We start from the raw sequence: 12792 nt of genomic DNA, 5'->3' as shown, positions 1-12792 counted from the left end.
GCGAACAAGCGCTGTCGGTCGCGTTCTTTGGGAGAGGCTCGACCGCCGGCCTGGTCCGTGGTGGGGAGGTGCGTGCGGTGACCGCTGTGGTGGAGCCGCCGGTGGCCCGGCTGGCGGCCCTGCCCGGGGTCAGCACGGCGAGCCGGGTGGCGGCCCAGGCCGACCAGGCGCGGGTGACGGGAAGGGTGCTCCCGGTCGCTCCGGCGCTGGCCGGGCTGCTGCCCGCCGCCGGGCTCCGCCGCGGCAGCACGGTGGCGGTCCACGGCGCGACGTCACTGGTGCTCGCCCTGCTCGCGGAGGCCACCGCCGCCGGGTCGTGGGCAGCCGTGGTCGGCATGCCGTCGCTGGGGCTGGCGGCGGCGGCCGAGTACGGCGTCGACCTCGCCCGGGTGGCGCTGGTCCCGCGTCCGGGCCCGGAGCTGCCGGCGGTCGTCGCGGCGTTGCTCGACGGCGTCGACGTGGTGGCGGTCCACTCGGAGACGGTGCAGGCAGCCGTGGCGCGGCGGCTGTCGGCCCGGGCCCGGCACCGCGGAACGGTCCTGCTGGCGTCCGGCGCCTGGCCGGGCGCGGACGTCGAGCTGTCGTGCAGCCCGTCGTCGTGGTCGGGTCCGTCCGACGGGTACGGGCACCTCCGCGAGCGCCGGGTCGTGGTGCGCGCCCGCGGCCGCGGTGCGGCGGCCCGTCCGGTCTCGGCGCAGCTCTGCCTCCCCGGCCCGTCCGGCAAGGTCACTTCCGCCGCCACCTCCACCTCCGCGGCACCGAACCTGGCCCTCCACAAGGAGGCCACAGCATGACCCCAACACCCCCACCCACCCGCACCCCGCTCACCCGCCACCCGCGCCCCGCCGAACGCGCGTGTCGTCCATCCAGGCATACGTGTCGTCCAGCTGAGTACGCGTGTCGTCCGGCCGGGTGCGTGTGTCGTCCGTTCAATCACGCGAGTCGACCCTCGGATCACGTGAGCCGACCCTCTGGGTACGCGAGCCGACCCTCTGGGTACGCGAGCCGACCCTCCAGGTACACCAGCCGACTCCTTGGGTACGCGAGCCGACCTTCCGGCGGCGCGAGTCGAACTCTCGGGTGCGCGGGCCGACGCTCCAGGTACGCGAGCCGACCCTCTGGGTACGCCAGCCGACTCTCTGGGTGCGCGAGCCGACCCTGCGGGTACGCGAGTCGACCCTCTGGGTGCGCGAGCCGACCCTGCGGGTACGCGAGTCGACCCTCTGGGTACGTGAGCCGACCCTCTGGGTACGCGTGTCGACCCTCGGATCACGCGAGTCGACCTCTCTGTCACCTCGGCCCCGCCCGCGCCCGGCTGCGGGAGGCGACATGACCGTCCCCGCCCAACGCACCACCCCCGACGGCCCCACCCGGATGCTGGTCCTGTGGTGCCCGGACTGGCCCGTGGTCGCCGCGTCGGCTGTTGGTGGGGTTCCCGTGGTCCAGCCTGCCGCCGTCTTCACCGCGAACCGGGTTGTCGCCTGCAACGCCGGGGCGCGGCGGGACGGGGTCCGGCGGGGCATGCGGCGGCGGGAGGCGCAGTCGCGCTGTCCGGACCTGGCCGTCTTCGCCGCCGATGACGGGCGGGACGCTCGGCTCTTCGAAGCCGTCGCGCGGGCGGTCGAGGCACTTGTTGTCGGGGTCGAGGTGGTGCGGCCCGGGCTTGTCGCGGTGCCCGTCGCCGGCGCCGCGGGCTACTTCGGCGGTGAGCACGTCCTCGTCGAGCGGCTCGTCGACGAGGTGTCGGCCGCGGCGGGCGTGGAGTGCCAGGTCGGCGTCGCCGAAGGGCTCTTCGCCGCGACGCTCGCCGCCCGGTGCGGTGAGTTCGTCGAACCCGGGCGCGTTGCCGACTTCCTCGCTCCGCTGCCGGTCACCGAGCTCGACCAGCCCGGCGCCGACCGCGCGGAGCTCGTCGACCTGCTGCGCCGGCTCGGGCTGAAGACGCTCGGCGCGTTCGCTGCGCTGTCGGAACGCGATGTTGTCAACCGCTTCGGCGCGGACGGCGTGCTCGCCCACCGGCTGGCGCGGGGCCGGTCCGAACGGCCGCCACTGCGCCGACGCCCACCGCCGGAACTGACGCTGACCGAGGAGTTCGACCCGGTTGTCGAGCGGGTCGACGTCGCGGCGTTCCTCGCCAAGGGCCTCGCGACGCGCTTCTGCACGGACCTCGCCGGGCACGGCCTGGCCTGCACGCGGCTCGGCATCTACGCGGTCACCGAAGAGGGTGAGCACCTCGGCCGGGTCTGGCGGTGCGCCGAACCGCTGACGCCCGCCGGCGTCGCCGACCGCGTGCGCTGGCAGTTCGAAGGCTGGCTGCGCGCGGCGCCGGGTGCGCGCCCGACGTCCGGCGTGGTGCGGCTGCGGCTGGAGCCGGAGGAGATCGTCGAAGGCCGGTCGCTGCAGCTCGACCTGTGGCAGAGCGGCCGTTCGGAAGAGGACGACGAACGCGCGGCGCGGGCGTTCGTGCGGGTCCAGGGCCTGCTCGGCCCGGAGGGTGTGCTCACCCCGCTGCTCGACGGCGGCCGCGACCCCGCCGGCCGGATCCGCCTGGTGCCCTGGGGTGACCCGCGCGACCGGACGACGCCGGCGGACGCGACCTGGCCGGGACGGCTACCGGCACCGTCCCCGGCGACGGTCCTCGATCGCCCGGTGCCCGCGCAGGTTTTCGACGCCGAGGGCCGGGCGGTGGGCATCACGGCCCGCGCGCAGGTGTCGGGCACCCCACGACGGCTGAGCATCGCCGGCGGTGTGCGCCGGGAGATCGTCGGCTGGGCGGGGCCGTGGCCCCTGGCGGGCGATCGCCGGCGGCCGGGCCCGCAGCGCGCGCGGCTGCAGCTGGTGCTCGCCGGCGAGGGGGACGAGCCACCCGAGGCGGTGCTGGTGCACTGCGCGGGTACGGAAAATCCACTGTGGACGGTCGAGGGAGTGTACGACTGAGCATGGACAAGCACTACGCACGACGGATGCGAGCCTGGCTACGCGCCGACTTCGACCCCACCCGCCACCCGGCCGCCGAAGAGGAACGGCCGCCTGCCTCGGACGAGGTCAGGCCACCCCGCCGACACCCGGCGCCCAACGCCGGGCGGCCGGTTCACGAACGCGCCCCGGAGGTTCCGATGCGACGGGAGGACTCGGGCGAGGTATGGCCGATTGGTCAGCGACGTCCGGCGCCGCAGGCCGAGTTCGACGAAGCCTGGACGGTTCGCCGCGGTGAGCTGATCATCCCGGTGCCCGACGAAGCTCAACTCCCGGACGTACTCATGCCGATTCCTCGCTCCTCCCGGGAGAACGGGGTCCGCATGAGTCCGGCCGAGGAACGCAGCCGCCGGAATCACCCTTCCAACTGGCACCGCCTGCGCCGTGAAGAGGCAGCAGAACAGCGGCGCCGGGACCAGCCCGGGGGCCGGTGAATGGGCTGGAGCAACCCACCCGTCCGCTGGAAGGACCTCGCCCGCACGCTCGCCGGCGACCTCCCGCCCGGTGATCACGGTGACAGTCCCGCCTGGGGCCGGCACCGCGAGAGCTACCAGCGGCCCGAAGACCTCCCCGCGCGCGGCAGTGACGACGGCGGTGAAGCCGTCCGCGTGCCCTACGCCGAACTGCACTGCCACTCCAACTTCAGCTTTCTCGACGGCGCCAGCCACCCCGAGGAGCTGGTCGAGGAGGCCGCGAGGCTCAAGCTGGACGCCATCGCGCTCACCGATCACGACGGCATGTACGGCGTTGTGCGCTTTGCCGAGGCCGCGCGGGAACTCGGCGTCAGCACCGTCTTCGGCACCGAGCTCAGCTTCGGCCTGAACGCCCCGCAGAACGGCGTCGCCGACCCCGAAGGTGAGCACCTCCTGCTGCTCGCCCGTGGTGATCAGGGCTACCGCGCCCTGTGCCGCGCCATCACCGCCGGGCAGCTGCACGGCTTCGACAACCAGGACAAGACCAAAGCCCAGAAGGGCCGGCCGATCTACGACCTCGGTGCGGTTGCCGAGGAGGTCGCCGGGCAGTGTGTGGTGCTGACGGGCTGCCGCAAGGGCGCGGTGCGCTCCGCCCTCGTCACGCGTGGCCCGGCGGCCGCCGCGGAGGAGATCCAGCTCCTCGTCGACCGCTTCGGGCGGGACAACGTCTACGTCGAGCTGACCGACCACCGGCAGCCGCTCGACAGCACGCACAACGACCTGCTGACAAGAATCGCGGAAGAGCTGAAGCTGCCGACCGTGGCCACCACCGCCGCGCACTACGCGCGGCCCGAACGCGCCCCGCTGGCCGACGCGCTCGCCGCGATCCGCGCGCGGCGGGGGATCGACGAGCTGGAGGGCTGGCTGCCCGCCGCCGGGACGGCGTTCCTGCGCAGTGGCGCCGAAATGGACGTGCTGTTCCGGCGCTTTCCCGGTGCGGTGCGGCGAAGTGCGTTGCTGGGTATGGAATGCGCGTTCCCGCTCAAGCTGATCGCCCCGAAACTGCCGCCCTTCGACGTCCCCGAGGGCCACAACGAGACGACCTACCTGCGAGAACTCACGAAGAAAGGCGCCGAGGAGCGTTTCGGCGGCAAGGAGCACGAAGAAAAGGCGAACGAACAGATCAACCACGAACTCGCCATCATCGAGGAGCTCGGCTTCCCCGGTTATTTCCTGATCGTGTGGGACATCGTGCGGTTCTGCAACGACAACAAGATCCTCTGCCAGGGCCGCGGCTCGGCCGCAAACTCCGCCGTCTGTTACGCCCTCGGCATCACGAAGGTCGACTCGGTGGCCAACAAGCTGCTCTTCGAACGTTTCCTCGCCCCGGACCGCGACGGTTATCCCGACATCGACCTCGACATCGAGTCCGACCGCCGCGAAGAGGCCATCCAGTACGTCTTCGAAAAGCACGGCCGCCTCCGGACCGCCCAGGTTGCGAACGTGATCACCTACCGCGCGCGCTCGGCGGTCCGTGACGCCGCACGGGCGCTGGGCTATTCGCCGGGTCAGCAGGACGCCTGGAGCAAGCAGATCGACCGCTGGGGTTCCTTGCGCAGCACCGAAAAGGACCACGACCACGACATCCCGGACGACGTGGTGCAGCTCGCGTTCGCGCTCGAGGACTTCCCGCGGCACCTGGGCATCCACTCCGGCGGGATGGTCATGTGCCACGAGCCGGTGAGCCAGGTCGTGCCGGTCGAGTGGGCGCGGATGGCCGATCGCAGCGTGATCCAGTGGGAGAAGGAGGACTGCGCGGCCGCCGGGCTCGTCAAGTTCGACCTGCTCGGCCTCGGCATGCTTTCGGCGCTGCACTACATGCTCGACCTCGTCGCGGACCACAAGGACGAGAAGATCGACCTCGCGGAGCTGGACCTCACCGACCAGAACATCTACGGCATGCTCTGCCGCGCCGACGCGATCGGCGTGTTCCAGGTCGAGAGCCGCGCGCAGCTGGCCACGCTGCCGCGGCTGCGGCCCACGGAGTTCTACGACCTCGCGGTCGAGGTGGCGCTGATCCGGCCCGGCCCGATCCAGGGCGGTTCGGTGCACCCGTACATCCGCCGCAAGCAGGGGATCGAGGAGTGGGACTACGACCACCCGCTGCTGAAGAACGCGCTGCGCAAGACCAAGGGTGTGCCGCTGTTCCAGGAGCAGATGATGCAGATCGCGCTGGACGTCGCGAACTTCACCGCCGCGGAGGCCGACCAGCTGCGGCACGCGATGGGGTCGAAGCGGTCGGACCGGAAGATGAACCGGCTGCGGGAGCGGTTCCTCGAAGGCGCCGCCGCGAACGGCGTCGAGGAGGAACTCGCGGAGAAGATCTTCCTGAAGCTCAAGGCCTTTGCGAACTTCGGCTTCCCGGAGAGCCACGCGCTGAGCTTCGCGCACCTGGTGTTTTCCAGCGCCTACTTCAAGTACTACCACCCGGACGCGTTCCTGGCCGGCTTGCTGCGCGCGCAGCCGATGGGCTTCTATTCACCGCAGTCGCTGGTCGCCGACGCCCGCCGCCACGGCGTCACCGTGCACGGCCCGGACATCAACCGCAGCCTGCCCCACGCCACCCTGGAACCCTTGCCGGACAAGGGAGATCTCCACGCTGTACGCACCGGGCTGAGCACCGTCCGGATGATCGGGGAGGACCTGGCGAAACGGATCGTCGCCGAGCGAGAGGCGAACGGCGCCTTCACCGACATGGCCGACGTCGCCCGCCGGGTCCGGCTGAAGACACCACAGATCGAGGCATTGGCCACGGCCGGCGCGTTTGCCGGTTTCGGCGGCGACCGGCGGCAGGCGTTGTGGACCGCGGGCGCGGTCGCCGGGGAGCGGGCGGAGAAGCTGCCGGGCCTGACCCTCGCGCAGGCCCCGGTGCTGCCCGGGATGGACGGCCTCGACGTCGCGGCGGCGGACGTCTGGGCGACCGGGGTGTCACCCGACAGCTACCCGACCGAGTTCATCCGCGACCGCCTCGACGCGCTCGGCGTGGTGCCGGCGAGCGGGCTGGCCGACCTCGAAGACGGCGCCCGCGTGCTGATCGGCGGCGCCGTCACCCATCGCCAGCGGCCGGCGACCGCGGGCGGGGTCACCTTCCTGAACATCGAGGACGAAACGGGGATGGTCAACGTGATCTGCACGCTCGGCCTGTGGCAGCGCTACCACCGTGTGGCGCGCGCCAGCTCGGCGCTGCTGATCCGCGGAGTCGTGGAGAAGTACGACGGCGTGGTCAGCGTCCTCGCCGACCGCGTCGAGGCGCTTCCCATGCGCATCAAGGCGAAGTCCCGCGACTTCCAGTGAGTCAGGGACGACGCACGATCGTGATGATCTCGGGGCTGGTCGCCGTCACCGGGCTGCGGTCCCAGTAGCCGTACTGCTCGTCGACGGCCAACCCGGCCTCGGACACGAATGCGCCGAGCGAAGGAACATCGAGGAACCGCAGCGTGCTCCGGCTGAACTTCGGTGCGTCCCAGTCCGGGCTTTCGTACGTGGTCTTGAAGGTGACGTACCCGTTCTCGAACGGCCCGCCGTCGTTCCACGTCCGCACGGCGCCGACTTCCCGCACGTTCTGCGGGGTCCAGCGCTCCCAGCCGCGAGCCGCGGGGTTGCGGGTGTCGAACCCGAACCGGCCGCCCGGGCGCAACGCGCGCCGGATCGCCGCGAAGGCCGTCCGCAGCTCGTCGTCGGTCAGCAGCACCTGGAACGCGTGCCCGGTCATCACCGCGAAGTCGAACTCGTCTTCCCACGAAACAGTCGACAAATCGCCGAGCACCCATTCGACGTCGTCGCGCCGCCGGGCCTGGGCGAGCATGCCTTCGGCCGGGTCGAGTCCGACGAGCCGTCCCTCGTGGCCGGACTCGCGCGCCCAGTGCAGCAGCGACCCCGTGCCGCAGCCGACGTCGAGCACCGATTCCGCGGCCATGATCATCGGGAGGTAGAAGTTGTGGTCGCCACTGCTCTCCCGTGGGTTCAGGGCGTCGTACAGCGCGGCGAGCTCATGGTCGGCAAAAGCGTGGTCCGGCACGGGCGCCACCGTAGTGGGCGGCCGCGGAAAGATCACGGGGTTTTCGGCGCCAGCCCCAGCAATTCCGGGTGGCTCGCCAGCTCCTGCCAGTACGCGCCGGGGTCGGGCAGCAGCCGCCGGCGGTCCAGGTCCAGCAGGCCGGACACGCTCGAAACCTCGGCGACCAGGGTGCCGTCCGGCACGCGGAACTCCTGCACCACCCGGGAAGTCTTGCCCGTGCCCCAGTGGAACACGCAGCTGACTTCGACCTCGCCGCGCCGGAGCTCGTGGTGGAACCGCACCGTCGTCTCCAGGTTCACCGGGCCGATCCGGCGGGTGGTCAGCTCGGCCGGGTCGATCCCGGCGGCCTGCACGCACGACCAGCGCGCGTGATCGGCGTAGGCGAGGTAGGCCGGGCCGCGGACGTGCCCGTTGGTGTCGATGTCGTCAGCGCGCACCACGATGGTGACTCGGAACATGCGGCCGATCATGGCGCGGGGAAACGGCGGCCGTCTGGAACTTTTCGGCCACCCGGACGAGCGCCGCGGGGGAGGAGCCGGACAGGCGGCGGCATTCACGGCCGAGGTGGGACTGGTCGGCGTACCCGAGGTCGGCGGCAACACCGGCCAGCGACGCCTGCCCGGCCGCGAGCGTCTCCAACGAACGCAGGAACCGCTGGAACCGCCGGACGCGGTGCAGCTGCTTCGGCCCGGCGCCGACCGCGTGGACGAAGTGCCGCCGCAACGTGCGTTCGCTGATCCCCACGGCGACCTCGGACGTCCGCGTGGTCACGCCGAGAGCTTGAACGGCAGCCAGCACCCGCCGGTCCGGCGTCGCGCTCCGGCGGGCGACGAGCGTCTCGAGGATTCCGCGCTGGGCCTCGGGATCCGCGGTCGCCGCCAGGACTTCCTCGGCGCGGCGGGCGTCCGCGCCCCAGAGGTCGCTCAGCCTCGTCACGGCCGGCAGTTCCGGCATTGCCGTGCCCAGGACGGCGGCCGCGGCGCCGCACCGCAGCCGCACGCCGACACGCGAGGCCGACGCCGGCACCCACAGTCGCAGCGGCGCGCCGACGGTGACGACCACTGTGAGCGTGTCGCCGTCCCAGACCAGGTCCGCGCAGCCGTCCGGGAGCACGCGCAGCGGCCGCGCCCAGCCCGTGTGCCCGTGCCAGCCGCACGCCAGGACTCCGGTCAACGCGGCGGGCGGCGGGACTTCGCGGTACACCGACCGCGCCCCGGCGACCGCCAGCGGCCGCAGCGGAACTCCCATGCGCCCAGTATGCAGCGGTCAGGACCTGTCCTATTTCGATCTTATGGTCGTGGCCACACCGACCGAGGAGGAAACATGGTTCCCGAGGGCTACACGACGGTCACCCCGTGGATCATCGGCCACCACACCGCCGGTCTGCTCGACTTCCTGAAGCGCGCGTTCGACGCCGAGGAGCTCGGCCGGGTCGTCGGCGAGGACGGGAAGATCGGCCACGCGGAGGTCCGCATCGGCGACGCGGTCGTGATGGCGTTCGACTCGCCCGGCGACTGGGCCGCGACTCCGGCGTTCCTGCGGCTTTACGTGCCGGACAGCGAAGAAACCCAGCGACGCGCGATCGAAGCGGGAGCGAGCGAGGTGACCCGCCAGACGGTCTTGTTCTTCGGCGACCGCGTCGGGCGCGTGCGTGACCCCTTCGGCAACCTGTGGTGGATCCAGACCCGCCTGGAGAACCTGGACGAAGCCGAAATGACACGGCGCGCGCAGCTGCCCGAGTACATCGAGGCGATGAACTACGTCCAGGGTGCGAAGCTCTAGCCGCCGGCGTGTGTGGCACCCTGGGGCCGTGCTGGAGACGGGGGAGGACTACCGCGAAGCGGTGTTGTCCGGGCAGTGGTGGGAAAAACGGCAGTTCACCGGCTGCGACTTCACCGGGGCGGACCTGAGCGGGCTGCGAACCCGCGGCTGCACCTTCGACGACTGCGTGTTCAGCAAGGCCGATCTGTCCCGTTCGCGGCACGACGCGTCCGCCTTCCGCTCCTGCACCTTCGACCGCACAGTGCTCGCCGAGAGCCGCTGGACGGGGTGCTCGCTGCTCGGCACGTCGTTCGCCGACAGCGGGTTCGGCGGCATCGCGCTCACCGACTGCGACCTTTCGCTGGCGTCCCTGGCGAAGGCGCGGCTGCGCCGGCTCGGGCTGTCCGGGCTCCGGCTGCGCGAAGCCAACCTGATGGAGGCCGACCTCACCGGCGCCGACCTCCGCGGCAGTGACCTGACCGGCGCCCGCCTCCAGGGCGCGAAGTTCGACGGCGCGGACCTGCGCGGTGCGCGTCTCGACGCGAACGCGCTCGTCCAGGCCGATCTGCGGGGCGCCGAGGTCGACGTCGAGACGGCCATCGCCTTCGCCGCCGCCCACGGGCTCGTCATCCGCTAGAACGCAAAACCGGCGGCGGGCCCGAAGGCCTGCCGCCGGTCCGCGAACACCGTCAGTCGATCGGCGGTTCGCCCGGGTCGAGCTCGATCAGGTCGCCCTCGGCGACCAGTTCCTCGATCGACGCCGGCAGCAGGTACGCCGACCCGCCGCCCGGCTGGTTGAACCACGGGATCGCGACACCGGCCAGCGCCTCGAGCGGCCGCTGCACGCGGTAGACGTGGTACGGGCGGTTCACCCACTCCGGCACCAGCGAGCGCTCGGCGAACGGCGTGCCCGCCGCGTACGTCAGGTTGCCGTTCGGGCCGCCGAAGCGGTCCAGCTCGCTGCCCGCCGGCAGCTCCCGCAGCTCCTTGCCGCGGAACAGCGTCAGCGGCGGCTCACCGGCCATCGGCCCGATCGGCCACTGCTGCTGGCCACCGCCACCACCGCCGTTGACGGCCGGCCGCACCGGCTCCTCACGACGCGGCGGCGCCGGTGGCGCCGGCGGCTGGACCGGCGGAGCGGCCTGTACCGCGGGAGCCAGGACGGTCGGCGCGGACGGCGGCGGCTCACGACGCGGCGGCGCCGGGGCGACCGGCGGCGGGCCGGCCTGCTGCTGCGCCGACTGGGGCCCGGGTCCGGCCGGCACCGGGGCCGGCGGGGCGGGCTGGCGCGGCGGGGCCGGCGGCTCGTCGTCATCGAGGTCGCCGAACAGCTCGTCGGCGCTGGTGAACGCCGTCTGCTCCTGGGCGGGCACCGGCTCCGGCTTGCGGACCGGGTACGACCCGGTCGCGACCTCCGGCGACAGCGTGACCCGCTGCGGCGCCGGCTCGGGCTCAGGCTCGGGTTCCGGTTCGGGTTCCGGCGCGGGCGGCTCCTCCGGCACGTGGCCTTCCGGGTTGAGCAGCAGCTTGCCGAGCATGAACGCGGCCGCGTCCTCGGCGTCGCCGAAGACCGCCGGGTTGCTGAGCTTGCCGTCATACCAGCCGACCCGCCAGCCGTCGTCGACCTGCTCGACGCTCCAGCCGTGTTCGGCGGGCTCGCCCAGCTTGTAGCCGCTTTCCGGCACTTCGAGCTCGTCCAGCTTCTCCTGCAGCCCGGCGAGCACCGGGTGGTCCGGCGTCTCGCGGCGCAGCGCCCGGCGGCCCGATCGGGGCGGCTCGGCCGGGGCCGCGGGCTGGGGCGCCGGGGCCGGCGGCTCCGGCACCGGCAGCACGCCGGGCACCTCGGGCTGGGTGATCATGGTCGGCGGCCCGGGGTCGAACGCGGGCGGCTCCTCGTGCCGGGGCGGCTGCGGCGGCTCGAACGCGTGCGCGGGCTCGGCGTCCTCCTCGTCGTGGCGGGGCTGGAACGCGGAGTGCGCCGGCTCGTCCTCGTGCCGCGGCTCGAACCCGGCGTGCGCCGGCTCGGCGGGCTGGAAGCTCTGCGCCGGTTCGTCGTCGTGGAGGCCGGCGAAGGGCTCGCCGTCCCGCGGCGGCTCCGCCTCGTGCCCGATCGGCTGGTCGGGGACGTACTCCGCGGTCTCGTCGAGGTCGGGCACCCGGCCCGGCTCCGGCGACGAGCCGTTCGAGCCCGCGGCGTGCTCGGCCGGCTGGTCGTACTCCTCCTCGGCGTACTGGTCCTCTTCGGCGAAGCGGTCGTCGAACTCCTGGTCGTCGTAGCCGTCCTCGGGGTACTCGGCCTCTTCGACGTACTCGTGCTCCTCCGCCGGGGCTTCCGGCTCGGCGGGGGTGTGCACCGAAAGCGGGGCCTCGACCGGCGCAGGCGGCTCCTGGTGCTGCGGCGGGAGGACGGGCGGGGCCACGGCGGCCGCGCCCGGTGGCGGGCCCACCGGGGCCTGCTGCGGCGGCACCTGCTGCTGGGGCGGCGGGCCCTGCGGCGGCGGCCCCTGCGGGGGCGGCCCGGCGGGGCGCTGCTGCGGCGGCTGGTTGCCCCGGGTCAGGTACGCGGCGGCGGCCTGCAGCGTCGGCTCGTCGACCGGCGGCAGCTTGAAGCCGACCGCGCGGACGTGCTCGACCAGGTCCGGCTCCGGCGAGACGCCGTACTTGTGCAGGTAGAAGTTGACGGCGGCGGGCCAGACCCACTGGCCGTCACTGTGGAAGGCGACCGGGACGGTGGCCTCCGGCGTCGCGGCCAGCCGGTCGATGTCGTACCCGCGTTCGGGCACGACCAGCGGCGCCTGCCCCAGGTACTCCAGGAGCCGGTCCTGCTCGTCGACCTCGAGGTCGGGGCGGTTGATCACCGGGCGGCCCGCCGGGCCGACGGTGTCGAAGATCCGGGCGATCCGGAAGTGCGGCCCCGGCTGCTCCGGGCCGAGCCCGGACATCCGCCGGATCAGCCATTCGGGGACGTTGTCCTCGGTCCGCGGGAACATCCGCAGCTCGTCGGAGTAGGCCTGCGGCGGCGGCGCGAGGTTCCACACGGGTTCGTCGCGGTTGTACTCGAGGTTGTAGCTGGACGGGTGGTCGAGCTGGTAGCGCGCGTTGAACCAGGTGCCCCGGCCGTCGCGGTACATGCCCCCGCGCAGCCTGCCGAACAACGTGGCGATGTCGTGCGTGGCCAGCCACTCGTGCACCGTGCCGTCCTCGGTGACGATCTCGCCGGTCAGCTCGTGGTACCTCCCGACGGCTCGGTACTCCGCGGAGACCTTGCGCCAGTCGCGAGGGGCGGCACGGAGCAGGGCAAGTCCGATCTGCTTGACCAGGGTGTCCTGCTCGGTCGCGTTCAGCTGCGTCGTCGGTTGTGCCACGGGGACATTTTGACTGTTCGCGCGCGCGAGTGCACCCCGCATGTGGGTTTTGCCGCTCGGCCACCCGATGGCACCCGGTCTGACCTCGTGTGATGCAACGTGCGGTAGATCACAGCTTGATCGCGGCCAACGTCGCGAATGGACCGTGTGGGGGTGACGAACACTCTACGGGCTGCGACGACCCGCGCCTGGAAGCGAC

At 72.6% G+C, this 12792-nt stretch carries 9 protein-coding genes; 5 read left to right on the top strand and 4 right to left on the bottom strand.

Annotated features, from left to right (window positions below; translation table 11 throughout):
- Positions 1-77 precede the first annotated feature (77 nt).
- The 3 genes from ACIA5G_RS37800 (at position 78) to ACIA5G_RS37790 (ending at position 6743) form a co-directional block, all read left to right on the top strand.
- On the top strand, positions 78-794 hold the full coding sequence (locus tag ACIA5G_RS37800) for a hypothetical protein (protein ID WP_395932159.1): 717 nt from the start codon (positions 78-80) through the stop codon (positions 792-794).
- A 580-nt stretch (positions 795-1374) separates the two neighbouring features.
- Positions 1375-2937 carry a DNA polymerase Y family protein gene (locus ACIA5G_RS37795; protein ID WP_395932296.1) on the top strand — a complete coding sequence of 521 codons (1563 nt, stop codon included), beginning with the start codon at positions 1375-1377 and terminating at the stop codon, positions 2935-2937.
- A 473-nt stretch (positions 2938-3410) separates the two neighbouring features.
- Positions 3411-6743, top strand: a complete 3333-nt coding sequence (locus ACIA5G_RS37790) for an error-prone DNA polymerase (RefSeq protein ID WP_395932157.1) — start codon at positions 3411-3413, stop codon at positions 6741-6743.
- Position 6744: 1 nt separating this feature from the next.
- Here ACIA5G_RS37790 and ACIA5G_RS37785 read toward each other — a convergent pair whose 3' ends face one another.
- The 3 genes from ACIA5G_RS37785 to ACIA5G_RS37775 are packed head-to-tail and all read right to left on the bottom strand — an operon-like array spanning position 6745 to position 8715.
- On the bottom strand, positions 6745-7467 hold the full coding sequence (locus ACIA5G_RS37785) for a class I SAM-dependent methyltransferase (protein ID WP_395932155.1): 723 nt from the start codon (positions 7465-7467) through the stop codon (positions 6745-6747).
- A 32-nt stretch (positions 7468-7499) separates the two neighbouring features.
- A complete protein-coding gene (locus ACIA5G_RS37780; RefSeq protein WP_395932153.1) occupies positions 7500-7925 on the bottom strand; it encodes an acyl-CoA thioesterase in 426 nt (141 codons plus the stop codon).
- Positions 7894-8715, bottom strand: a complete 822-nt coding sequence (locus tag ACIA5G_RS37775; protein WP_395932151.1) for a helix-turn-helix domain-containing protein — start codon at positions 8713-8715, stop codon at positions 7894-7896. The genes ACIA5G_RS37780 and ACIA5G_RS37775 overlap by 32 nt, the downstream gene beginning before the upstream one ends.
- 75 nt (positions 8716-8790) lie before the next feature.
- Here ACIA5G_RS37775 and ACIA5G_RS37770 point away from each other — a divergent pair, with 75 nt between their 5' ends.
- Together ACIA5G_RS37770 and ACIA5G_RS37765 are read left to right on the top strand one after the other, a co-directional pair.
- Positions 8791-9249 (top strand): VOC family protein, encoded by a 459-nt coding sequence (locus tag ACIA5G_RS37770; protein ID WP_395932149.1) that lies wholly within the window; start codon positions 8791-8793, stop codon positions 9247-9249.
- A gap of 28 nt (positions 9250-9277) precedes the next feature.
- The gene (locus ACIA5G_RS37765; protein ID WP_395932147.1) at positions 9278-9865 is read left to right on the top strand and encodes a pentapeptide repeat-containing protein; all 588 of its coding nucleotides are present in this window, start codon (positions 9278-9280) and stop codon (positions 9863-9865) included.
- A 52-nt stretch (positions 9866-9917) separates the two neighbouring features.
- Here the strand turns inward: ACIA5G_RS37765 and ACIA5G_RS37760 are convergent, their stop codons facing one another.
- Entirely contained in the window at positions 9918-12635 is a 2718-nt protein-coding gene (locus tag ACIA5G_RS37760) for a glycohydrolase toxin TNT-related protein (RefSeq protein WP_395932145.1), read from the bottom strand.
- Between the last annotated feature and the right edge of the window lie 157 nt (positions 12636-12792).

The sequence above is a fragment of the Amycolatopsis sp. NPDC051758 genome, from assembly GCF_044453095.1.
In the GTDB taxonomy this organism is placed as follows: Bacteria; Actinomycetota; Actinomycetes; order Mycobacteriales; family Pseudonocardiaceae; genus Amycolatopsis.
The sequence above is the reverse complement of the archived record's forward strand: the minus strand, read 5'-3'. Positions and strand labels throughout refer to the sequence as shown.

Bases quoted from the DNA above. Each gene is read 5' to 3' on its own strand.
- ACIA5G_RS37770 (WP_395932149.1), top strand. From the start codon at position 8,791: ATGGTTCCCGAGGGCTACACGACGGTCACCCCGTGGATCATCGGCCAC.
- ACIA5G_RS37760 (WP_395932145.1), bottom strand. From the start codon at position 12,635: ATGCGGGGTGCACTCGCGCGCGCGAACAGTCAAAATGTCCCCGTGGCA.
- ACIA5G_RS37775 (WP_395932151.1), bottom strand. From the start codon at position 8,715: ATGGGAGTTCCGCTGCGGCCGCTGGCGGTCGCCGGGGCGCGGTCGGTG.
- ACIA5G_RS37790 (WP_395932157.1), top strand. From the start codon at position 3,411: ATGGGCTGGAGCAACCCACCCGTCCGCTGGAAGGACCTCGCCCGCACG.
- ACIA5G_RS37795 (WP_395932296.1), top strand. From the start codon at position 1,375: ATGCTGGTCCTGTGGTGCCCGGACTGGCCCGTGGTCGCCGCGTCGGCT.
- ACIA5G_RS37780 (WP_395932153.1), bottom strand. From the start codon at position 7,925: ATGTTCCGAGTCACCATCGTGGTGCGCGCTGACGACATCGACACCAAC.